Genomic DNA, 21650 nt, shown 5'->3' with positions numbered 1-21650 from the left:
CCATGCACGACGACATCCCGCTCACCACCGGCCGGGCGCGACGCGTCCTCGACGAACGCATCCTGCCGGCGGTGCACGCCACCGCGACGCCGCTCGAGACCGCGTGGCACGAGCTGCCGGGGGAGCCGATCGCGCCCGCGGCCGGGCTCGCGCTCGACTTCACGCCGTACGAGGTGGGGACGACGTGGGGTGCCGCGTGGGGGACGACGTGGTTCCGGCTGACCGGGACCGTGCCGGACGAGTGGGCCGGCCGCCGTGTGGAGGCCGTCGTCGACCTCGGCTTCGACAAGAACATGCCGGGGTTCCAGTGCGAGGGACTCGTCTACCGCGCGGACGGCACGCCCGTGAAGTCGATCAACCCCCGGAACCAGTGGGTGCTCGTCGCGGAGGAGGCCGTCGGCGGCGAGACCGTCGAGCTCTTCGTCGAGGCGGCGTCGAACCCCGTCCTGCTCGACTACCACCCCTTCCTCCCGACGCAGGAGGGCGACGTCCAGACCTCGTCGTCGACGCGCCTCTACACGAGTCGCCGGATGGACCTCGCCGTCTTCGAGTCCGAGGTGCACGAACTCGCGCTCGACATCGACGTCCTGCTCGAACTGCAGGCCGAGCTCCCGGAGGGGCCGCGGCGGATGCGGATCCTGCAGGCGCTCGACGATGCCCTCGACCGGCTCGACCTGCAGCACATCGCCGCGACCGCCCCCGAGGCCCGGGCGGCCCTCGCGGACGTCCTCGCCGCGCCCGCCGAGGTCTCCGCCCACACGATCTCCGCCGTCGGGCACGCGCACATCGACTCCGCCTGGCTCTGGCCGGTCCGCGAGACGATCCGGAAGGTCGCCCGCACCACCTCGACGATGACCGAGCTCATCGACCAGACCGACGACTTCCTGTACGGCATGTCGAGTGCGCAGCAGTACGCGTGGATCAAGGAGCACCGGCCCGAGGTCTACGCCCGGGTCAAGGCCGCCGTGGCGGCCGGACGCTTCCTGCCGATCGGCGGCATGTGGGTGGAATCCGACACCGTGATGCCGACGGGCGAGAGCATCGTCCGTCAGTTCTCGCAGGGGCAGCGGTTCTTCGAGCGCGAGTTCGGGATCCGGCCGAAGGGGGTCTGGCTGCCGGACAGCTTCGGGTACTCCCCGGCGCTGCCGCAGCTCATGCGTCGCGCGGGCTTCGAGTGGTTCTTCACGCAGAAGATCTCGTGGAACCAGGTCAACAAGTTCCCGCACCACACCTTCCTCTGGGAGGGCATCGACGGCTCGCGGGTGTTCTCGCACTTCCCGTCGATGGACACCTACAACTCGCGGTTGTCCGGCAGCGAGGTCGCGAAGGCCTCCCGGCAGTTCCGCGAGAACCGGCTCGCCTCGGGGTCGATCGCGCCGGTCGGCTGGGGCGACGGCGGCGGTGGCACGACCCGCGAGATGACCGGCACGGCGAAGCGCCTTGCCGACCTCGAGGGGAGTGCGAAGGTCCGCTGGGAGCACCCGGACACGTTCTTCGACCGGGCGAAGTCCGAGCTGCCCGACCCGCCGGTGTGGGTGGGGGAGCTCTACCTCGAGCTGCACCGTGCGACCCTGACCAGCCAGCACGGCACGAAGCAGGGCAACCGCCGTTCCGAGCAGCTCCTCATCGAGGCCGAGCTCTGGGCCACGACCGCCGCATCCCGGACCGAGTTCGAGTACCCGTACGACGAGCTCGACGCGCTCTGGCAGCAGGTCCTGCTCCAGCAGTTCCACGACATCCTGCCGGGGACCTCGATCGCGTGGGTGCACCGTGAAGCGGTCGCGAAGTACGCCGAGACGGACCGCGCCCTGACCGCGATCATCGACCAGGCGCTGTCGGCGCTCGCCGGTACCGGGGACGCGGCCGTCGTCGTGAACCCGGCCCCGTTCCTCCAGGCCGGCGCACCCGCGCAGGGCGCGGTCCTGGCGACCGACGTGCCGGAGCCGACCGCCGTGGCACTGACCGAGGAGGACGGCGGGTACGTGCTCGCCAACGACCTCGTCCGGGTCGTCGTCGACGCGCAGGGGCTCGTGACGAGCGCCGTCGACCGGGCGACCGGGCGTGAGTCGATCACTCCCGGACAGGCGGCGAACCTGCTGCAGCTGCACCAGGACTTCCCGAACATGTGGGACGCGTGGGACGTCGACCGCTACTACCGGAACCGGGTCGAGGACCTCGTGTCGGTCACCGGGCTGCACGGTTCGGTCGACGCGGACGGCGTCGCGCGCGTCGTCGTCGAGCGGGCGTTCGGCGACTCGACGGTCCGGCAGGAGCTCGTGCTCGCGCCGGACTCCCGCACGCTGGAGTTCGACCAGACGACCGACTGGCACGAGACCGAGAAGTTCCTCAAGGTCGCGTTCCCGCTCGACGTCCGCGCCGAGCACACCGTCGCCGAGACGCAGTTCGGGGCGCAGAAGCGGGTGACGCACACGAACACCTCGTGGGAGGCCGCGAAGTTCGAGACCTCGATGCACCGCTACGTGCTCGTGTCCGAGCCGGGCTTCGGCGTCGCCCTCGTGAACGACTCGATCCACGGGTTCGACACCACGCGCGACGCCGTCGACGGGCACGTGACCACCACCGTGCGGCTCTCACTGCTGCGGGCACCGCGGTTCCCCGACCCCGAGACCGACCAGGGCGTGCAGACGCACCGGTACGGGATCGTCATCGGCACCGACCAGCTCGGGGCGACGGCGGCCGGCGTGGTCATGAACGCCGCTGCACGGGTGACCACCGGTGGGCACGGGTTCGACCCGCTCGTGCAGGTCTCCGGGGACGTCGTGGTGTCGAGCGTCAAGCTCGCCGACGACCGGTCCGGCGACCTGGTCGTGCGGGTGTACGAGCCGTCCGGGCAGCGGGGGACCGGCGGGATCGTGGTCGACGCGCCGTTCGGTCCGGGGGCGGAGGTCACCTTGCTCGAGGAGCCACTGGCCTCGGCCGGGACCGTCGACGCGTCCTCGTTCGCCGTCGACGCCTACGAGGTCCGCACCTTCCGCTTCCCACACAACTGAACGACCGACCCATTCAAGGAGGAATGTGATGAAGAAGAGGATGACGTTCGGGATCGTGGCGGCCATCGCCGCGATGGTGGCGGCACCACTCGTGCCGTCCGCAGCGTCGGCTGACCCGGCGCGAGCGACCGCGTCTGCGACCAGCGCGACGAAGTCCGGGCCCACGAGCATTGCGTACGTGGAGGTCAACAACGACCAGCTCGCGAACGTCGGCCGTTACCAGCTGGCGAACGGGGCGAACGCGTTCGACGTGGCGATCATCTTCGCCGCGAACATCAACTGGAACGGCTCGAAGGCCGTCCTGTACAACAACGACAAGGTGCAGGCGACGCTCGACGCCGCGGCGACGCAGATCAAGCCGCTGCAGGCCAAGGGCATCAAGGTCTCGCTGTCGATCCTCGGCAACCACCAGGGCGCCGGGATCGCCAACTTCCCGACCCAGGCAGCCGCCGCGGACTTCGCGTCCCAGGTCACCGCCACGGTCACGAAGTACGGCCTCGACGGGGTCGACCTCGACGACGAGTACTCCGACTACGGCACGAACGGCACGCCGCAGCCGAACCAGCAGTCGATCGGCTGGCTCATCACCGCGCTCCGTGCCCAGATGCCCGGCAAGCTCATCTCGTTCTACGACATCGGCCCGGCGTCCTCGTCGCTCTCGTCGTCGAGCAGCACCATCGGCTCGAAGCTCGACTACGCCTGGAACCCGTACTACGGCACCTACTCGGCGCCGTCGATCCCGGGCCTCGGGAAGGCGAAGCTGTCCGCCGCCGCGGTCGACATCCAGAACACGGCGCAGTCCACCGCGGTGTCGCTCGCACAGCGCACGAAGGCCGACGGGTACGGCGTCTTCATGACGTACAACCTGCCGGACGGTGACGTCTCGTCGTACGTGTCGTCGATGACGCAGGTGCTCTACGGGCAGGCCGCGACGTACCACTGACGTCGCGTCCGGTGCGGCGGCTCGCGCCCCGCGTCTCCTCGGCAGGGTCCAGGAGGCGCGGGGCGCGTCCGTCCCGTCCCTCGCCTCCCGTCGCTGGAGCAGGATTCGCGCGTGCGCGTTGACCGTTCTGGTTCGCGGAACCCGGGAATCGTGAACCGGAACGGTCACGAACGCGGCAGAACCCGCCCGTCCGCGTGCGGTGCGCCGTACGATCGCGACGTGGAGCTCCAGTTCACCGGCGAGGTCATCGAGTGGCGCGGTCCGGCGCCGTTCTTCTACGCCGTCGTGCCTCCGGACGCCGCCGAGCTGATCCACGACCTCGCTCCGATGCTCACCTACGGCTGGGGCGTGATCCCCGCCCGCGTCACGATCGGGTCGGTGACCTGGACGACCTCGCTCTTCCCGAAGGACGGCGGGTACCTCGTGCCCCTCCGGGCCGCGGAACGTCGTCGCGCGGGTGTCGAGCTGGGCGACGCGCCGGCGATCACCCTCGAGCTCGCAGGTCCCTGACACTCCTCCACAGCGTGGGCTGTCTCGGACCAGTTCCACAACGTCTCCCGCCGACCTTCGGCACCTCCCCGTCGCTCCCTATCGTCGCAGGCAGTGGAGGGGAGGTGCCGATGGTCGAACGCCCACGACATCCCAAGAAGGAGATCGAGCACGTGATGCGCACCGCCGAAGCGCGCGGGTGGCGCTTCGTGAAGGCGCGGAAGTACTACAAGGCCTACTGCCCGTGTGGTGTGCACCTGCACACGGTCCACATGACGCCGTCGAACCCCTGGTACGTTGTGCATCTGAAGTATCGGCTCGCGCGAACAGACTGCTGGGACAGGAGAACGTCATGACGAACTACCTCGTACGCGTCGAGTGCGCAGCACTGCTCGGAGCATCGGACGACGTCCGGGCCGAGCTCTCGACGGACTTCGACCTCATTGCCGACGCATTGTTCGATCTCGAGGACGTCCACGATCAGGATCTGACCGCCGACCTCGCGACCGGCACCCTCACCTTCTCGATCGGGGTCGTCGCCGACGACGAGTTCCGTGCGCTCGATCGGGCGCTCGGGGCCGTCCGGACGGCGCTGCACGCCGCCGGCCGAGGTACGCCCGGGTGGGAGCGGCATTACCGGATGCTGCGGCAGGAAGTCGAAGAGGAGCCGGTGGGCGTTCGCTAGCAGTCCCGAGATCCGGCGGGGAACTGTGCCGGGCGGGTCACCAGCGCCGACGGAGCTCGGCCGCGATCAGGTCGGTCGTCGTGCTCGTGATCGCCGGGGCCTGCTCACCGAGCGCGCGACGGAGGGCGCGTTCGCGGGCCGTGACGGCTCGGAGGGCACGGCGTTCGGCGTGCCGGAGGCTCCAGCGGACGAGCGCGGTGCCGAGCCGGTTGGTCAGGACCTCGACCGGCGAGATCGGCGGGACCGGGAGCGTGCGGGGCTGGTAGGTGGTCACGGTGTCGGCTCCTCGTCGATGATCGGGACGCTGCGGACCTGGGCGAACACACGACGGACGCCCTCGGGCAGATCGGCCGCCTGCCCCCGGATGGCGCGGTACCGCTCGATGACGGCCTCGAACTCCCGCCACATCGCGCCGTACTCGTCGGGAGTGAGCGCGACGTAGGTCGACGACCCCGAGACGCCACGCCAGTCGGCCGGGACGGTGTCGGGGTCACGGGTGGTCCACTCGCGCACCAGGTCGTTCTCGGCGTCCATCACGGCGAGGCTCGCGAGCTGCGTCGCCGTCTGCTGCGCGGGGGAGGCCGGGCCCTCGTCGGGGCTGCCGATGCTGATCCGACCGGCGGTGCGTTCCCACCAGCGCTCGCGGGCGTTGCCGCGGTCGGGGAGCTCGTGGACGAACCCGTGGCGCTCGAGCTGCCGGAGGTGGTAGCTCGTCGAGCCGCTCGACTCGCCCAGCTTCGCGCCGAGCGACGTCGCGGTCGAGGGGCCGTTCTGGGAGAGCAGGTCGAGCAGGCGCGCCCGGAGCGGGTGCGCCAGCGCCTTGAGGGCGGCGACGTCGAGGATGCGGGTCTCGTCGGTCATGGCTCGACCGTACACCGCAAAGAGATGTTTGCAAACAGTTCGTTGCAAACACTTCCTTGCATTCGGTTCACCGCACACCGATCGACGGCCTGGAAGGGCCGAGAGCGAGGAGTGGAGGGGATGACGGGAATCGAACCCGCGTGGCCAGTTTGGAAGACTGGGGCTCTACCATTGAGCTACATCCCCGCGCCTGCGCACCAGGCGCAGCCCGACCATCGTAGCGGACGAACGAGCACCGACATGTCACCACGTACCGTGTCGTCCCGGGTCGTGCTCCCGCCGACCGACCGGGATGCCCGGAGGATCAAGCGCTCGCGCGTGCTCTCCTACGTGCTGGTCGTCCTCGCGGCGATCGTCCTCTCGTTGCGGCCGGAGCTGTTCGGGGACCCGCAGACCCAGCCCGCGCACGCGCTCCTGCACGCGTGGCGCATCGTCGCCGGCATCCTGCTCGCGGTGGCCGCGCTCGGCGTGCAGGTCGTCGTCGGCGTGCGATGGCGGACGGGCCTGCGACGACGCGCGCAGGACGACGCCGAAGACGGCTCCGAACCTGCCGGGAACCGCGCGCCCGGGGACCGCTAGACTCATCGGCGTCGCATGCGCCCCACCGGCGTGCGCGGACACCCCTGGCCCAGTCAAACGGGGCGTAGCTCAGCTTGGTAGAGCGCCCGCTTTGGGAGCGGGAGGTCGCAGGTTCAAATCCTGTCGCCCCGACCAGGACCACACGAACGTCAACCAACAGGAGAACATCCCTTGGCCACCAGCACCGTCGACAAGGTGAGCGACACCCGCGTCAAGCTCACCGTGAACGTGACGCCGGAAGATCTCAAGCCGAGCATCGACCACGCGTACAAGCACATCGCCGAGCAGATCAACATCCCCGGCTTCCGCAAGGGCAAGGTCCCGCCGGCGATCGTCGACCAGCGCGTCGGCCGCGGCGAGGTCCTGAACCACGCCGTCGGCGACGCCATCGACAACTTCTACCGCCAGGCGGTGGAGGAGCAGGAGCTGCGCATCCTCGGTCGTGCCGAGGCCGACGTCGCCGAGCTCCCGAACGTCAAGGACTTCACGGGCGACCTCGTCCTCACCTTCGAGGTGGACGTCCGTCCCGAGTTCGACCTGCCGGAGTACGACAAGTACGAGCTCACCGTCGACGCGGTCGAGGTCTCGGACGACGAGATCGAAGAGGAGCTGCAGAACCTGCGCACCCGCTTCGGCACGCTCGTCACGGTCGACCGCCCGGCGACGACGGGTGACTTCGCCCAGATCGACCTCACCGCCACCATCGGCGACGACGAGGTCGACTCGGCCACCGGCGTCTCCTACGAGATCGGCTCCGGCGACCTGCTCGAGGGCATCGACGAGGCGCTCGAGTCCCTCACCGCCGGCGAGTCCACCACCTTCGAGTCGAAGCTCGTCGGTGGCGACCGCGAAGGCGAGATCGCCCAGATCGCCGTGACCGTCACCGCCGTCAAGGAGCGCGAGCTCCCCGAGGCCGACGACGAGTTCGCGCAGATCGCCAGCCAGTTCGACACGATCGACGAGCTCAAGGCGGACCTCAAGGAGCAGATCGCGAAGTCCAAGACCTTCGGTCAGGGCGCCGCGGCTCGCGACAAGCTCGTCGAGAAGCTCATCGAGGACGTCAACATCCCGATCTCGGAGCAGCTCATCGAGGACGAGGTGCACCGTCACCTCGAGCAGGAGAACCGCCTCGAGGACGACGAGCACCGCAAGGAGGTCTCCGAGTCCAGCGAGAAGGCCTTCCGCTCGCAGATCCTCCTCGACTCGATCGCCGAGAAGGAAGAGATCCAGGTCTCGCAGGAAGAGCTCACGCAGTACCTCATCCAGGCCGCTGCGCAGTACGGCATGGAGCCGGGCGAGTTCATCAAGGTCATCGACCAGAACGGGCAGATCCCGGGCATGGTCGGCGAGGTCGCGCGCTCCAAGGCCGTCGCGACCGTCCTCTCCAAGGTGACCGTCAAGGACACCAACGGTGACGACGTCGACCTCTCCGCCTTCACGGCGGGGGTCGCGCAGACGCCTGCGGAGGACGCCGAGTAACGATCTCGACGCCACCAGCACGACGGACGGGAGGCGCGGTGCCAGCTGGCACCGCGCCTCCCGTCCCGTATTTCGGCACCACCGCATTGCCGACAGCGAACAGACGAGAAGTGGTGCGTTGCACCCGATAAGTTCGACAACAAGCGACAACTGAACGGGAGCTTTTCCATGGCCGAAGCGACACTGAACCCCAGTGTTTTTGACCGCCTTCTGAGAGACCGGATCGTGTGGCTCGGCTCCGAGGTCCGCGACGACAACTCGAACGAGATCGCAGCCAAGCTGCTGATGCTCGCCGCCGAGGACCCTGAGAAGGACATCTACCTCTACATCAACTCGCCCGGTGGCTCGATCACCGCCGGTATGGCGATCTACGACACGATGCAGTTCGTGCCGAACGACATCGTCACGGTGGGCATCGGCCTCGCCGCCTCGATGGGGCAGTTCCTGCTCTCGTCGGGCACCCCGGGCAAGCGCTACATCACCCCGAACGCGCGTGTGCTCCTGCACCAGCCGTCGGGTGGGTTCGGTGGCACGGCCGCCGACATCCAGACGCAGGCGAAGGTCATCCTCGACATGAAGCAGCGGATGGCCGAGCTCACGGCTGAGCAGACCGGCAAGTCGATCGAGCAGATCCTCAAGGACAACGACCGCGACAACTGGTTCACGGCGCAGGAAGCCCTCGAGTACGGCTTCGTCGACCACCTCCGTGCATCGTCGACCGAGGTCATCGGCGGTGGTGGCACCGTCGGCGACGGCGAGACCCCCACCGACGCGGCCGAGCCCGACGCCCAGTCCTGACCCCACCCACCGAAGAAAAGGAAACGAGAATGCATCTCCCCATGCTCGGTGGCGCGCAGAACGTCCCGGCCCCCACTGATCGGTACATCCTGCCGAGCTTCGAAGAGCGCACGGCCTACGGCTACAAGCGGCAGGACCCGTACGCGAAGCTGTTCGAGGACCGCATCGTGTTCCTCGGCGTCCAGGTCGACGACGCGTCGGCCGACGACGTCATGGCCCAGCTGCTCGTGCTCGAGTCGATGGACCCCGACCGCGACATCGTGATGTACATCAACTCGCCCGGTGGCTCGTTCACCGCGATGACGGCGATCTACGACACGATGCAGTACATCCGTCCGCAGATCCAGACGGTCTGCCTCGGTCAGGCTGCCTCGGCGGCGTCGGTGCTCCTCGCTGCCGGTACCCCCGGCAAGCGTCTGGCGCTCCCGAACGCCCGCGTGCTCATCCACCAGCCGGCGGTCCAGCAGGGCGGCGGTCAGGCCTCCGACATCGAGATCCAGGCAGCGGAGATCCTCCGCATGCGCACCTGGCTCGAGGAGACCCTGTCGAAGCACTCGAACCGCACGCCGGAGCAGGTCAACAACGACATCGAGCGCGACAAGATCATGTCCGCCGAAGAGGCGCTCGAGTACGGCCTGATCGACCAGGTCCTCACGAGCCGCAAGAACCTGCCGGCGCTCGTCAAGTAGTCCCGGCGACCCGCACGACGAAGGCCCCGCACCGATCGGTGCGGGGCCTTCGTCGTGCGGTGGTGCCGTGGCGCCGTCAGTCGTCGGTGGGGTCGTCGTCGGACGCGGGGGCGGGACGGCGACGCAGCAGCAGCAGGAGCGCGACGACGAGCCCGACGAGCACGACGCCGCCGGCACCGATCCAGAGGGCGTCGGACGTCGGGGACTCGGTGTCGCCCGAGGCGGTGCCCGTGGTGTCGGCACTGGCACTCGCCGCACTGCCGGCCGTGGCGCAGACGGGCGGGGTGGACGAGCCCTTCGACGGGGTGAACCCGGCGGGGGCGTCCCACGTGAAGCGGTACTCGTCGGACACGGTGTGCCCGTCGGCGGAGACGATCTGCCACTCGACGGTGTACTTCCCCGAGGCGCCGAGTGCCGCCTTCGTGGTCATCGAGGGGCCGTCCACGTCGAGGCAGCCGTCCTCGTAGTACTTCCCGTCGGGGCCGACGATCCGGTAGGCGAAGCCCGAGTTCGTGTCGTCGATGTCGAGCAGCTTGTCGTTCGTCGTGATCTCGAAGGCCTTCGGCAGCGCGGTCAGCGTGCCGTCGACCTTCGGGGTCGAGGCGATCATGTAGTTGTGCGCGCTGGCGGGGCCGGCCAGGCCGAGGACCGCACCGCCTGCGATGGCGAGGGTGGCGGCGACACCGGCACCGCGCCTCCAGGCCCGCCGGAGGCGCGGTGACCGCTCCGTCGACGTGACGCGGTCCGTCGACGTGACGCGCCTCGTCGAGGTGTCGCGCTCCGTCACTTGGAGGCGCTCCGACGGCGGGTGCCGGCGACGGCGACGACCAGGGCGGCTGCGCCGAGCACCAGGCCGCCGAGGCCGAGGAAGCGTCCGACGAGGTCGGGGTCGGCGGGCGTGGACTCCGCTGCCGCTGCGGCCGTGGGGGTGGCGGCGACGGGGTCACCGTCGTCGTCGGTGGCCTCGGCGGCGGTCAGCGTGATCGAGGGCGCGGGGTGCTCGGGCTCGGCTTCTCCGGCCTTCTGCTCCTGGTTCCACTCGACCGAGCCCTTCTCGCAGGTCTGCAGGACGGGGAACTCGACGAGGTCGCCGGGCTTGCCGTCCGGCAGGGAGAAGGACAGCGCGAAGGTGTCGCGCTCGTCGGCGGGGAGCGGGGTCTTCGCCGTGTAGGTGACGCTCGTGACGCGTTCGCCCGCGTCCTCGGCGGACTCGTCGTCCGCGGAGGCCGACGGGCTCGTGTACGGCGCCGTGGCCTTCGTGATGGTCCAGTTCGGGTTGACGGTCGGCGTGACCTCGATGACGGAGTCCGGCACCTGGAACTCGATCTTCGTCGTGGGGGAGCCGTCGCAGCCGTGCGGGACCGAGAAGGTGGCCGTCGTGTACGAGTTCGCCGCGGTCGAGGTGGCCGTCGCCGAGACGTGGGCGCTGGCGACACCCGCGGTGCCGAGGACGATCGCAGCGGTGACGCCGAGGGTCGCGGTGCCGACGACGGCGAGGCGCTTGGACATGGGGTTCCTTCCGGGACTGCGGGTTCTCCGACCCGCGACTGCGGCTTCTACAACTTGTAGAGAAGTCGTGGACACGGTAGCAGGATCGAACGCCCTGGGCGAACGCGCCGGGCGAAACCGGCTCGGCGTCGCGGTCGGTGTCACCGGTTGCGATTAGGCTCGGTACGAGTCGGGCAGGTCGTCGACCTGCATCGGTCTACCAAGGAGGGCACCGACATGGCACGCATCGGAGAGAGCGCTGACCTGCTCAAGTGCTCCTTCTGCGGCAAGAGCCAGAAGCAGGTCCAGCAGCTGATCGCCGGTCCCGGGGTGTACATCTGCGACGAGTGCGTCGAGTTGTGCAACGAGATCATCGAAGAGCGACTGGCCGAAGCCGGCGAGGACACCGCCAGCGGTGACTTCGAGCTCCCCAAGCCGCGCGAGATCTTCGACTTCCTGCAGGAGTACGTCATCGGGCAGGACCCGGCGAAGCGCTCCCTCGCAGTGGCGGTCTACAACCACTACAAGCGCATCCGCGCGCAGGGGCAGATCACCGCAGCGGAAGACCGCGACGACATCGAGATCGCGAAGTCGAACATCCTGCTCATCGGGCCGACCGGCTGCGGCAAGACCTACCTCGCCCAGACCCTCGCGAAGCGACTCAACGTGCCCTTCGCCGTCGCGGACGCCACTGCCCTGACCGAGGCCGGGTACGTCGGCGAAGACGTCGAGAACATCCTGCTCAAGCTCATCCAGGCAGCCGACTACGACGTGAAGCGTGCCGAGACCGGCATCATCTACATCGACGAGGTCGACAAGATCGCCCGCAAGGCCGAGAACCCGTCGATCACGCGCGACGTTTCGGGTGAAGGCGTGCAGCAGGCGCTGCTCAAGATCCTCGAGGGCACGGTCGCCTCCGTCCCGCCGCAGGGCGGTCGGAAGCACCCGCACCAGGAGTTCATCCAGATCGACACGACGAACGTGCTGTTCATCGTGGCCGGTGCGTTCGCCGGGCTCGAGGACATCGTCTCGTCGCGCGTCGGCAAGCGGGGCATCGGCTTCGGTGCACCCTTGCACAGCCCGCTCGACCAGCAGGACCTCTATGCCGACGTCCTGCCGGAAGACCTGCACAAGTTCGGGCTCATCCCGGAGTTCATCGGGCGTCTCCCCGTCGTGACCACGGTGTCGCAGCTCGACCAGTCGGCGCTCATGCAGATCCTGACCGAGCCGAAGAACGCGCTCGTGAAGCAGTACCAGCGGATGTTCCAGATCGACGGGGTGGAGCTCGAGTTCGATCGGGGTGCGCTCGAGGCGATCGCGGACCTCGCGGTACTGCGGCAGACGGGTGCTCGTGGGCTCCGGGCGATCCTCGAAGAGGTGCTCGGGCCGGTGATGTTCGACGTGCCGTCGGACGACGATGTCGCACGTGTCGTGATCACCCGCGAGTCGGTGCTCGAGAACGCTGCGCCGACGATCGTCCCGCGGCCGAGGGCGAAGCGCGTCGAGAAGTCCGCGTAGCGCAGGGCGCGCGGCGCGCGCTTGCGCGCCCGGCTGCGCTTCGCGCGCTTGCGCGCCCGGCTGCGCTTCGCGCGCTTGCGCGCCCTGCTGCGCTTCGCGCGCTTGCGCGCCGCGCGCCAGCTGGCGGCTCGCGCGGCGGCGGGGCGGGCCGGGCACACGTCGAACCACGTTTCCGACGTCGAACCGGCCGTCGGTGGCGGTTCGACGTCGGAAACGTGGTTCGACGCTGCGCGTCGGCGCGCGGCGCACAACGCAAGTCACCCTGAGCCGCGCATGCGCGCGGTTCGGGGTGACTTTGATTGTGCGCCGGCAGCTTGCGCCGCAGCGCGGGGCAGCGCCGCCGCGCGGCGCGCGGCGCGCCCCGCGCCCCTACTCCAGCCCGCGGCGCCGCAACAGCGGCCCCACCTCGGCATCGCGCCCGCGGAAGTCCCGGTACGCCTCGAGCGGGTCCTTCGCCCCACCGACCCCGAGCAACTTCGACGCGAACCGCTCACCCGCTGCGCGCGAGAGTCCACCGTTCGAGCGGAACCACTCCACGGTGTCGGCATCGAGCACCTCGGACCAGATGTACCCGTAGTACCCGGCGTCGTACCCGCCCGAGAACGTGTGCGCGAAGTACGTCGACGAGTACCTCGGCGGGACGGCCTCGACCGCGATGCCCGCGGATTCCAGAGCCGCCCGCTCGAAGTCCTCGACCGAGGTCACGGAAGCCGCCGAGGCAGCGGAGAGCCGGTGCCACGCCTGGTCGAGCAGCGCCGCGGCGAGGTACTCCGTCGTCGCGAACCCCTCGTTGAAGCCGGCGGAGTCGCTGAGCCCCAGGACGAGCTCCGGCGGCAGCGGCGCCCCGGTCTCGTGGTGCTTGGCGTAGTTCGCCAGGACGGACGGCCACGACACCCACATCTCGTTCACCTGCGACGGGAACTCGACGAAGTCCCGCTCCACGTTCGTGCCCGAGAAGCGGGGGTAGGTGGTGCGGGCGATGAGGCCGTGCAACGCGTGCCCGAACTCGTGGAAGAGCGTCTCGACCTCGTCCTGGATCAGGAGCGTCGGCGATCCGGCGGCCGGCTTCGCGACGTTGAGGTTGTTCACGACGACGGGCAGCGTGCCGAGCAGCGCGGACTGCTCCACGACGGGGTTCATCCACGCGCCGCCGCGCTTGCCGTCCCGCGTGTAGAGGTCGAGCAGGTAGAGCCCGACCTCCTCACCCGAGGCGCCGCGCACCTCGAACACCCGCACCTCGTCGTTGTACCCGTGCAGGTCGGGGCGCTCGGTGAAGGTCAGGCCGTAGAGCTCGCCGGCAGCGTGGAAGACACCGTCGTGCAGCACCCGGTCGGCCTCGAAGTAGGGGCGGAGCGCCGAGCTGTCCGCCGCGAACTGCTCACCGCGCAGGAGCTCGGTCGCGTACGCCCAGTCCCACGACTCGACCTCGTGACCGAGCACCCGGGCGCGGACGTCCCGTTCGTCGTCGGCGTTGCGAGCGGCCGCGCCGACGAGTGACGACAGCAGACCGTCGACGGCTTCGGGCGTGCCCGCGGTCTCGTCGGCCGTGACGACCGCGGCGTGGTTCGGGAAGCCGAGGAGTTCGGCGCGCTCGGCCCGGAGTCGGACGATGCGCAGGAGGACGTCGCGGTTGTCGTGTTCGTTGCCCCGACGGCCACGGGAGAGCGACGCCTCCATGATCCGCCGACGCAGCCCGCGGTCGGCCAGCGACGACAGCCACGGATGCCCGGTGTAGAGCGGCAGTGTGATGAGCCAGCCGTCGAGCCCCCGGTCGGCAGCGGCTGCGGCGGCGGCGGACTTCGCGCCGTCGTCGAGGCCGGACAGTTCCGAAGCATCCGACACGTGCACGGCGAGGTCGTTCGTGTCTTCGAGCAGGTTCCGCTCGAAGGTCGTCGTGAGCGTCGAGAGCTCCTGGTTGATCGCGGTGAGCCGTTCCTTGCCGGCGTCGTCGAGCCCGGCGCCCGCGAGGGTCATCTCGGTGTGCGTCCGCTCGACCAGCCGACGGTCCTCGTCGGTGAGGTCGGCCCGGTCGTCGAGCGAATCACGGACCGCCGCCACCCGTGCGTACAGGCGTCCGTCGAGCGTGATCGCGTCGCGGTGTGCAGCGAGCAGCGGGGAGACCTCGGCCTCGAGGTCGTGCAGCTCCGGCGTCGAGTCCGCCGACGACAGCGTGAAGAACACGTGGCTCACGCGGGCGAGCAGCTGCCCGGTGCGCTCGAGCGCCACGAGCGTGTTCTCGAAGGTGGGTTCGTCGGGGGAGGCGGCGATCGCCTCGACCTCGGTGCGCTGCTCGGCCATGCCGGCGTCGAACGCGGGGCGGTAGTGCTCGAGCCGTACCTCGCGGAACGGCGGGAGGGCGTAGGGAAGCGTGCTCGGTCCATCGAACGGGGTTGCCATCGCTCCACCCTACGGACCGGTGACGCTGTCGGACGGGAGGCGCGGTGCGGACCCGACCCGCGCCTCCTGTCCGACGGTCGGTCGCGTCTCAGGCGCGCGTCGCCGCGTCGATGAGGGTCTCGGCTGCCCGCCGCGCGTGCCGCGCCGGCGTCGTCGAGCCGGCGATGGCGGCCGTGGTCTGCGCCCCCTCGGCGAGGAGGGCGAGCTGGGCGGCGAGTTCCTCGGCGGTGGCGGGGTCGCGGACGACCGAGGCCGCGAGGCCCTGCACGAAGCGCTGGAACGAGTCCTTGTGGGCGCGGGCGATCTCGGCGACGGCGGGGGAGGTCGCCCCGAGCTCGCCGAACGCGTTGATGAACCCGCAGCCGCGGAAGGTGTCGTCGCCGAACCACGACTCGAGGAAGTCGTAGACCGCGAGCAGCTTGTCACGCGGGGTGGTGGCGGCGTCGACTGCGCCGTGGACCCCGTGTTCCCAGACGTCGTGGCGTCCGGCGAGGACCGCGGCGATCAGCTGCTCCTTGCCGGGGAACGCGGCGTAGAGCTTCTTGAGCGACACCCCGGCGCCGGTGCGGATCTCGTCCATGCCGACGGACTGGATGCCGCGCGCGTAGAAGAGCTGGTCGGCGACGTCGACGATGTGTGCCCGGACGTCGGGGTCGACGGTCGGGAGCGTGCTGGTTGCCATGGCGTACCCCGTTCGCTGCGTGTTCACCGTTCTCGACTTGCGCCGGGAACGACCGTTCTCTAGTGTAAGCCACATCGACGGAGAACGACCGTTCTCCGCGAGGTTCAGGGAAGGAACGACCATGGGTGCCATCACCGTCGGGACCGAGAACAGCGTCGACATCGAACTCCACTACGAGGACAAGGGAACCGGCCAGCCGATCGTGCTGATCCACGGCTTCCCGCTCGACGGCAACTCGTGGGAGGGCCAGGTCCCGGCCCTGCTCGACGCCGGCTACCGCGTGATCACGTACGACCGCCGTGGCTTCGGGCAGTCCTCGCAGCCGTCGACCGGGTACGACTACGACACCTTCGCCGACGACCTGCACACGGTCCTGACGACCCTCGACCTGCACGAGGTGATCCTCGTCGGCTTCTCGATGGGCACCGGCGAGATCGCCCGGTACATCGGCCGCCACGGCGAGGACCGGATCGCGAAGGTCGCGTTCCTGGCCTCGCTCGAGCCCTTCCTGGCGATCACCGACGACAACCCCGACGGCGCCGGCCCGATGTCGTTCTTCGAGGGCATCGCCGCCGACGTGAAGAAGGACCGGTACGCGTACTTCACGAACTTCTACCAGGACTTCTTCAACCTGTCGGACAACCTCGGCTCCCGCATCTCGGAGGAGGCCGTCCGGAACGCGTGGAACGTCGCTGCCGGGTCGGGTGCGATCGCGTCCGCCGCAGCACCGTTGACGTGGCCGACCGACTTCCGTCAGGACATCCCGAAGGTCACCGTCCCGGCGCTCATCGTGCACGGCACGGCGGACAACATCCTGCCGATCGACGCCACCGGCCGACGCTTCACCAAGGCACTGCCCGCGGCGGAGTACGTCGAGATCGAGGGCGCCCCGCACGGCCTGCTCACCACGCACACCGCCGAGGTGAACGAGGTGCTCCTGGGGTGGCTCGCGAAGTAGCGCGCGTGCTCGCATCGTGAGCGGAAATGGTCGGGTTCCCCAGCGGGACCCGACCATTTCTGCTCACCAAGCGATGCACGGCGCGCGTGCGCGGCGCCCTCAGTCCTCCTCGGGGGCGTCGTCGGGGTTCGTGACCTGGGCGCGCCCGGCGTCGTCGAGGTGGATCGAGGTGCCGTCGTCGAGCGCGACCATCGGCTTGCCCTCGAGGAAGGTCAGGGTCCAGCCCCACCCCGCCGTGTCGACCGACTCCGACGCGAGCTCGTCCTCGACGCCCCGCACGGCGACGACCATCGCCTCGGGGAGTTGCCCGGGTGCCTCGGCACCCACGTTCCAGCGTCTGCCCAACTGCATCCGTGCCTCCAGTCCGGTGGTGGCCGGGCCGGATCGCACACGCGACCCGGCCCGGACGACCGACGTTACGCCTGCTGTTCCGCCAGCTCGATCTCGGTGACGGCCAGCTCCGCGCCGTCCTCGAACGACAGGTTCTCGATGCGGCCGACGGCCGCCAGGTCGACCGCCGCGCGCTCGATGAGCGCCCGCGTCTCGGCCGGAGCCTGCACGACGGCGCGCGTCACGGGCGTCTTCTGGGACGCCTTGGCGGCCGTCTTCGCCCCGCGGATGCCGATGAGCGCCTGGCCCACCGCCCCGAGGAGCCCCGTCGGCTCGGCCTGCGTGGGCAGCTCGGCCACGGTCGGCCAGGAGGCGCGGTGCACGCTGGTCTCGTGGGTCCAGGCCCACACTTCCTCCGTCGCGAACGGGAGGAACGGTGCCAGCAGGCGCAGCAGCGCGTCGATCGCGGCGCGGAGCGCGAGGACCGCGCTCGCCTGGGTCTCGTGCGTCGCGTCCGAGGCGGTGCCGTACGCGCGCTCCTTGACGAGCTCGAGGTAGTCGTCGCAGAAGGTCCAGAAGAAGCGCTCGATCACCTCGAGGGCACGGGCATGGTCGAACGCGTCGAACGCCGTGGTGGCCTGGTCGATGACCGATCCGAGCTCGGCGAGCACGTCGACGTCGAGCGGCTCGGTGACGCTCGTGGCGCCCTCGGGCAGCGGGAAGCCGTAGACGAACTTCGCGGCGTTGAGGACCTTGATCGCCAGACGACGACCGACCTTGATCTGCTTCGGGTTCTGCGGGTCGAACGCCGCGTCGGTGCCGAGCTTCGACGAGGCCGCCCAGTAGCGGACCGCGTCGGCGCCGTGCTGCTCGAGGATCGACAGCGGCGTGACGACGTTGCCCTTCGACTTCGACATCTTCTTGCGGTCGGGGTCCACGATGAAGCCGGAGATGCTCGCGTGCTTCCACGGCACGGTGTCCGCTTCGAGCTGGCTGCGGAGCACCGTCGTGAACAGCCACGTGCGGATGATGTCCTGCGCCTGCGGGCGGACGTCGTACGGGTAGACGAGGTCGTAGAGCGCCGGGTCGGTCTCCCACTTGCCCGCGAGCTGCGGGGTGAGCGACGAGGTGGCCCAGGTGTCCATCACGTCGAGCTCGCCCTGGAACCCGCCGGCGACACCGCGCTGGTCCTCGGTGTAGCCCGGGGCCGGCTCGGACGCCGGGTCGACGGGGAGTTGTGCCTCGGTCGGGACGATCGGCTGGTCGAAGACCGGGTTGCCGTCGGCGTCGAGCGGGTACCAGACCGGCAGCGGCACGCCGAAGAAGCGCTGGCGCGAGATGAGCCAGTCGCCGGAGAGGCCGCCGACCCAGTTGTCGTACCGGACGCGCATGAAGTCCGGGTGGAACGCGATCTCGTCGCCGCGCTGCCGGAGGGTCGCCTTGAGCTGCTCGTCGCGGGCACCGTTCACGATGTACCACTGGCGGGTCGAGACGATCTCGAGCGGCTTGTCGCCCTTCTCGAAGAACTTCACGGGGTGGTTGATCGTCTTCACGTCGCCGATCAGCTCGCCGGACTCGGTCAGGGCGTCCACGACGACCTTCTTCGCCGAGAACACGGTCTTGCCGGCCATCTCGGCGTAGAGCGCCTTGCCGCCGTCGGACTCGATCCAGGCCGGCTCGTCGGAGCGGACGCGGCCGTCGAACCCGATGATCGCGCGGTTCGGCAGCTGCAGCTCGCGCCACCACACGACGTCGGTGGTGTCGCCGAAGGTGCAGACCATCGCGATGCCGGCGCCCTTGTCCTGCTGCGCGAGGTGGTGCGCGAGCACCGGGACCTCGACGTCGAACAGGGGGGAGCGGACCGTCGTGCCGAAGAGGTCCTGGAAGCGCTCGTCGTCCGGGTGCGCGACGAGGGCGACGCACGCGGGGAGCAGCTCGGGGCGGGTGGTCTGGATGACGACGTCGTCGCCGCCGTCCGTGCGGTGGAAGGCGATGCCGTGGTACGCGCCCGGCATCTCCTTGTCCTCGAGCTCGGCCTGGGCCACGGCCGTGCGGAACGTGACGTCCCAGAGCGTCGGGGCGTCGGCCTGGTAGGCCTCACCACGCTCGAGGTTGCGGAGGAATGCACGCTGGGCGCTCGCCCGCGAGGTGTCGTCGATCGTCCGGTACGACTGCGTCCAGTCCACGGAGAGCCCGAGCGTGCGGAACAGGTGCTCGAACTGCTGCTCGTCCTGCACGGTCAGGCGCTCGCACAGCTCGATGAAGTTGCGGCGCGACACCGGGATCTGGTCGGCCGCCTTCGACGACTTGTTGTCCCCGCCCTCGAACGGCGGCACGAAGGTGGCGTCGTAGGGGAGCTGCGGGTCGCAGCGGACGCCGTAGTAGTTCTGCACACGGCGCTCGGTGGGGAGACCGTTGTCGTCCCAGCCCATCGGGTAGAAGACGTGCTTGCCACGCATGCGCTCGTACCGGGCCTTGAGGTCGGTGTGCGTGTACGAGAACACGTGCCCGATGTGGAGCGAACCGGAGGCGGTCGGCGGCGGGGTGTCGATCGAGTAGACGTTGCTGCGGTCGCCGGCGGCGTCGCGGTCGAACCGGTAGGTGCCGTCCTGCTCCCAGACCGGGCCCCAGACGTCTTCGAGTCCGTCCACCGTGGGCTTCTCGGGCATGGGCTTCGACATGGCGGGCCTTCCGTTCGGTGCGGTGCTGCGACCGCTGTGTGCGGCACCGAGTCCGTGATGAGGTGCCTGAGTGTGTGCGCGTGCTGCGCAGTCCCACGATCGTAGCGGCTCGCACCGACCCTCCGGTGGCCAATAGCACACGGATCCGGCAGACACGCCGGGCAGCTGATAGTCTGTCGGAGTTTGTCCGGCGGACGCGGGGTTCGCAGGGACTGCAGCGTCGCCGTCCGCCGGGCGCCCGAAGGCAAGACACAGCACTACCGGAGGAACTCACTTGGCACCGAACGAAGCAGGAAACGCACGGGGCGACCGCCCCCTGCGCACCAAGGGCGCCGCGAAGCGCGCACGCCGCAAGCTGACCGAGGACGACGTCACCGTCGTCGAGGAGTCGCTGCTCAAGCGTGCCGTCGCGGCCGCCGCGCTCGGCAACGCCATGGAGTGGTTCGACTTCGGCATCTTCGCCTACCTCACGGTGACGATCTCGAAGGTGTTCCTCCCCGAGGGCGACCCCGCCGCGAACATCGTCGCGACCTTCGGCTTCTTCGCCGCAGCGTTCATCGTGCGCCCCATCGGCGGTGCGGTCTTCGGCCCGATCGGCGACCGGATCGGCCGGCAGAAGGTCCTCGCCCTCACGATGATCCTGATGGCCGCGGGCACGCTCATGATCGGCCTGATCCCGAGCTACAACTCGATCGGCTTCTGGGCGCCCGTGCTGCTGCTGGTGGCGCGGTTCGTGCAGGGCTTCTCGACCGGTGGTGAGTACGGCGGCGCGGCGACGTTCATCGCCGAGTACTCGCCGGACAAGCGCCGCGGGTTCATGGGCTCGTGGCTCGAGTTCGGCACCCTCGCCGGCTACGTGCTCGGCGCATCGATCGTGACGGGCCTGCAGTTCGGCCTCTCCGAGGACGCCCTGCTCAGCTGGGGTTGGCGCATCCCGTTCATCATCGCCGGTCCGCTCGGCCTGATCGGTCTCTACCTGCGCCTCAAGCTGGAGGAGACCCCGGCGTTCCAGAAGCAGCAGGAGCAGGCCGCCGAGCGCGAGGGGCAGAAGACCCCGTTCCTCAAGCTCTTCGCCGAGAACTGGCGCTCGCTGATCATCTGCATCGGTCTGGTCCTCGTGTTCAACGTGACCGACTACATGCTCCTGTCGTACATGCCGACGTACCTCGAGCAGAACCTCGGCCAGAACGCCACGTTCGGCCTGATCCTCATCGTGATCGTGATGATCCTCATGATGGTCGTCATCACGTTCGGTGGTCGCCTGTCCGACAAGTTCGGCCGACGTCCGGTGCTCGCCGCGGGCTGCGTCGGGTTCATCCTGCTGTCGTGGCCGGCGCTCAAGCTGGTGCAGACCGGTACCGGCGTGGGGGTCTTCGCGGGACTCCTGATCCTGGGCGTGGTGCTCGTGACGTTCACCTCGACCATGCCGTCGACCCTGCCGGCGCTGTTCCCGACGATCATCCGCTACGGCGCGCTCGCCATCGCGTTCAACGTGTCCGTGTCGCTCTTCGGTGGGACGACCCCGCTCGCCACCTCGGCGCTCATCAACGCCGCGAAGGACGCCGGCTACGGCTGGGCCGAGGACATCCCGGCGTTCTACCTGATGCTGGCCGCCCTGATCGGGCTCGTCGCCGTCTACTTCACCAAGGAGACGGCCGCGACGCCGCTGATGGGGTCCGGCCCCACGGTGGCGCACGAGGACGAGATCGCCGGCGTCATCAAGGACTACAACGACCCGGAGTCCGAGTTGGCGCAGTCCGACTGGGCGAAGGACTTCTCGACGAGCGAGATCCCGATCATCTCGGGCGACGTGCCGTCGTCCGGTGACGGTTCGAAGGAGCCCACGGGCTCGTAGCCGTCGGCTGCCTGGAGGCACGGTGCGCGTCCGCCTCGGACGTCGCGCCGTGCCTCCGCTCGTCCGGGCGCGGTGCGCGGCGCGGCCCTGCGCCGAGACTCGGCTGGCCGGACGTTCCTCGGGCCTCCGGCCCGCGAAAGTGTCCGCCGGGCCGAGTCTCGGCGACCTCAGGCGCGGCGCGCGCCGCGCGGGCGCGGCCGCGCCCGC

General features: G+C 69.6%; 19 protein-coding genes and 2 tRNA genes. 12 read left to right on the top strand and 9 right to left on the bottom strand.

The features are described from left to right. The first annotated feature begins 2 nt into the window (after nt 1–2). The 4 genes from BM028_RS01050 (at nt 3) to BM028_RS01035 (ending at nt 5128) form a co-directional block, all read left to right on the top strand. Nucleotides 3–3011 carry an alpha-mannosidase gene (locus BM028_RS01050; RefSeq protein ID WP_071301716.1) on the top strand — a complete coding sequence of 1003 codons (3009 nt, stop codon included), beginning with the start codon at nt 3–5 and terminating at the stop codon, nt 3009–3011. Between the two features lie 28 nt (nt 3012–3039). Further along, complete coding sequence (locus BM028_RS01045) at nt 3040–3954, top strand: endo-beta-N-acetylglucosaminidase H (RefSeq protein WP_070416581.1); 915 nt, start codon at nt 3040–3042, stop codon at nt 3952–3954. 219 nt (nt 3955–4173) lie between these two features. Beyond that, on the top strand, nt 4174–4464 hold the full coding sequence (locus BM028_RS01040; protein ID WP_092384042.1) for a DUF1905 domain-containing protein: 291 nt from the start codon (nt 4174–4176) through the stop codon (nt 4462–4464). 331 nt (nt 4465–4795) lie between these two features. Further along, on the top strand, nt 4796–5128 hold the full coding sequence (locus BM028_RS01035; RefSeq protein WP_092384040.1) for a hypothetical protein: 333 nt from the start codon (nt 4796–4798) through the stop codon (nt 5126–5128). Between the two features lie 37 nt (nt 5129–5165). Here the strand turns inward: BM028_RS01035 and BM028_RS01030 are convergent, their stop codons facing one another. The 3 genes from BM028_RS01030 to BM028_RS01020 form a co-directional block, all read right to left on the bottom strand. Beyond that, a complete protein-coding gene (locus BM028_RS01030; protein WP_092384038.1) occupies nt 5166–5402 on the bottom strand; it encodes a hypothetical protein in 237 nt (78 codons plus the stop codon). Then, nucleotides 5399–5989: an ArsR/SmtB family transcription factor gene (locus BM028_RS01025; RefSeq protein ID WP_071295888.1), complete on the bottom strand. Its 591-nt coding sequence runs from the start codon at nt 5987–5989 to the stop codon at nt 5399–5401. The genes BM028_RS01030 and BM028_RS01025 overlap by 4 nt, the downstream gene beginning before the upstream one ends. Nucleotides 5990–6101: 112 nt before the next feature. Further along, nucleotides 6102–6175: transfer RNA gene (locus BM028_RS01020), tRNA-Gly, on the bottom strand. Nucleotides 6176–6229: 54 nt separating this feature from the next. Here BM028_RS01020 and BM028_RS01015 point away from each other — a divergent pair. The 5 genes from BM028_RS01015 (at nt 6230) to BM028_RS00995 (ending at nt 9534) form a co-directional block, all read left to right on the top strand. Further along, the gene (locus BM028_RS01015) at nt 6230–6568 is read left to right on the top strand and encodes a hypothetical protein (RefSeq protein ID WP_139219718.1); all 339 of its coding nucleotides are present in this window, start codon (nt 6230–6232) and stop codon (nt 6566–6568) included. Nucleotides 6569–6626: 58 nt separating this feature from the next. Continuing rightward, nucleotides 6627–6703: transfer RNA gene (locus BM028_RS01010), tRNA-Pro, on the top strand. A 36-nt stretch (nt 6704–6739) separates the two neighbouring features. After that, entirely contained in the window at nt 6740–8047 is a 1308-nt protein-coding gene (gene tig, locus BM028_RS01005; RefSeq protein ID WP_070416574.1) for a trigger factor, read from the top strand. A gap of 168 nt (nt 8048–8215) precedes the next feature. Next, entirely contained in the window at nt 8216–8845 is a 630-nt protein-coding gene (locus BM028_RS01000; RefSeq protein ID WP_070416573.1) for an ATP-dependent Clp protease proteolytic subunit, read from the top strand. Nucleotides 8846–8874: 29 nt separating this feature from the next. Further along, nucleotides 8875–9534: an ATP-dependent Clp protease proteolytic subunit gene (locus BM028_RS00995; protein ID WP_070416572.1), complete on the top strand. Its 660-nt coding sequence runs from the start codon at nt 8875–8877 to the stop codon at nt 9532–9534. A gap of 76 nt (nt 9535–9610) precedes the next feature. Here BM028_RS00995 and BM028_RS00990 read toward each other — a convergent pair whose 3' ends face one another. Beyond that, nucleotides 9611–10321, bottom strand: a complete 711-nt coding sequence (locus BM028_RS00990; protein ID WP_092384034.1) for a copper resistance CopC family protein — start codon at nt 10319–10321, stop codon at nt 9611–9613. Further along, the gene (locus BM028_RS00985) at nt 10318–11043 is read right to left on the bottom strand and encodes a YcnI family copper-binding membrane protein (protein WP_092384032.1); all 726 of its coding nucleotides are present in this window, start codon (nt 11041–11043) and stop codon (nt 10318–10320) included. The genes BM028_RS00990 and BM028_RS00985 overlap by 4 nt, the downstream gene beginning before the upstream one ends. Before the next feature lie 216 nt (nt 11044–11259). Here BM028_RS00985 and clpX point away from each other — a divergent pair, with 216 nt between their 5' ends. Further along, nucleotides 11260–12540: an ATP-dependent Clp protease ATP-binding subunit ClpX gene (gene clpX, locus BM028_RS00980; RefSeq protein WP_022907244.1), complete on the top strand. Its 1281-nt coding sequence runs from the start codon at nt 11260–11262 to the stop codon at nt 12538–12540. A gap of 369 nt (nt 12541–12909) precedes the next feature. Here clpX and BM028_RS00975 read toward each other — a convergent pair whose 3' ends face one another. Both BM028_RS00975 and BM028_RS00970 read right to left on the bottom strand, forming a co-directional pair. Beyond that, complete coding sequence (locus BM028_RS00975; RefSeq protein WP_092384030.1) at nt 12910–14937, bottom strand: M3 family metallopeptidase; 2028 nt, start codon at nt 14935–14937, stop codon at nt 12910–12912. Nucleotides 14938–15025: 88 nt separating this feature from the next. After that, nucleotides 15026–15619, bottom strand: a complete 594-nt coding sequence (locus BM028_RS00970; protein ID WP_092384028.1) for a TetR/AcrR family transcriptional regulator — start codon at nt 15617–15619, stop codon at nt 15026–15028. Nucleotides 15620–15740: 121 nt separating this feature from the next. On the opposite strand from BM028_RS00970, the gene BM028_RS00965 reads away from it, so the two are divergent. Beyond that, entirely contained in the window at nt 15741–16577 is an 837-nt protein-coding gene (locus BM028_RS00965; RefSeq protein WP_092384026.1) for an alpha/beta fold hydrolase, read from the top strand. A 99-nt stretch (nt 16578–16676) separates the two neighbouring features. Here the strand turns inward: BM028_RS00965 and BM028_RS00960 are convergent, their stop codons facing one another. Together BM028_RS00960 and valS are read right to left on the bottom strand one after the other, a co-directional pair. Further along, nucleotides 16677–16928: a hypothetical protein gene (locus tag BM028_RS00960; protein WP_070416567.1), complete on the bottom strand. Its 252-nt coding sequence runs from the start codon at nt 16926–16928 to the stop codon at nt 16677–16679. Nucleotides 16929–16993: 65 nt separating this feature from the next. Further along, nucleotides 16994–19588 carry a valine--tRNA ligase gene (gene valS, locus BM028_RS00955; RefSeq protein ID WP_254789347.1) on the bottom strand — a complete coding sequence of 865 codons (2595 nt, stop codon included), beginning with the start codon at nt 19586–19588 and terminating at the stop codon, nt 16994–16996. 274 nt (nt 19589–19862) lie between these two features. Between valS and proP the strand changes: the two genes are divergently transcribed. After that, nucleotides 19863–21443, top strand: coding sequence for a glycine betaine/L-proline transporter ProP (proP, locus tag BM028_RS00950; protein ID WP_254789346.1), 1581 nt, complete (start codon nt 19863–19865; stop codon nt 21441–21443). Nucleotides 21444–21650: the final 207 nt, after the last annotated feature.

It is taken from the genome of Curtobacterium sp. YR515, from assembly GCF_900113095.1.
GTDB lineage: Bacteria > Actinomycetota > Actinomycetes > Actinomycetales > Microbacteriaceae > Curtobacterium.
The sequence above is the reverse complement of the archived record's forward strand: the minus strand, read 5'-3'. Positions and strand labels throughout refer to the sequence as shown.

What these genes read in the sequence shown, in the direction of transcription:
- BM028_RS00970 (WP_092384028.1), bottom strand. Translation starts at nt 15,619, where the DNA reads ATGGCAACCAGCACGCTCCCGACCGTCGACCCCGACGTCCGGGCACAC.
- BM028_RS01000 (WP_070416573.1), top strand. Translation starts at nt 8,216, where the DNA reads ATGGCCGAAGCGACACTGAACCCCAGTGTTTTTGACCGCCTTCTGAGA.
- BM028_RS01035 (WP_092384040.1), top strand. Translation starts at nt 4,796, where the DNA reads ATGACGAACTACCTCGTACGCGTCGAGTGCGCAGCACTGCTCGGAGCA.
- BM028_RS00965 (WP_092384026.1), top strand. Translation starts at nt 15,741, where the DNA reads ATGGGTGCCATCACCGTCGGGACCGAGAACAGCGTCGACATCGAACTC.
- BM028_RS01045 (WP_070416581.1), top strand. Translation starts at nt 3,040, where the DNA reads ATGAAGAAGAGGATGACGTTCGGGATCGTGGCGGCCATCGCCGCGATG.
- BM028_RS00985 (WP_092384032.1), bottom strand. Translation starts at nt 11,043, where the DNA reads ATGTCCAAGCGCCTCGCCGTCGTCGGCACCGCGACCCTCGGCGTCACC.
- BM028_RS01050 (WP_071301716.1), top strand. Translation starts at nt 3, where the DNA reads ATGCACGACGACATCCCGCTCACCACCGGCCGGGCGCGACGCGTCCTC.
- BM028_RS00975 (WP_092384030.1), bottom strand. Translation starts at nt 14,937, where the DNA reads ATGGCAACCCCGTTCGATGGACCGAGCACGCTTCCCTACGCCCTCCCG.
- clpX (WP_022907244.1), top strand. Translation starts at nt 11,260, where the DNA reads ATGGCACGCATCGGAGAGAGCGCTGACCTGCTCAAGTGCTCCTTCTGC.
- BM028_RS01025 (WP_071295888.1), bottom strand. Translation starts at nt 5,989, where the DNA reads ATGACCGACGAGACCCGCATCCTCGACGTCGCCGCCCTCAAGGCGCTG.
- BM028_RS00960 (WP_070416567.1), bottom strand. Translation starts at nt 16,928, where the DNA reads ATGCAGTTGGGCAGACGCTGGAACGTGGGTGCCGAGGCACCCGGGCAA.
- BM028_RS01015 (WP_139219718.1), top strand. Translation starts at nt 6,230, where the DNA reads ATGTCACCACGTACCGTGTCGTCCCGGGTCGTGCTCCCGCCGACCGAC.
- valS (WP_254789347.1), bottom strand. Translation starts at nt 19,588, where the DNA reads ATGTCGAAGCCCATGCCCGAGAAGCCCACGGTGGACGGACTCGAAGAC.
- BM028_RS00995 (WP_070416572.1), top strand. Translation starts at nt 8,875, where the DNA reads ATGCATCTCCCCATGCTCGGTGGCGCGCAGAACGTCCCGGCCCCCACT.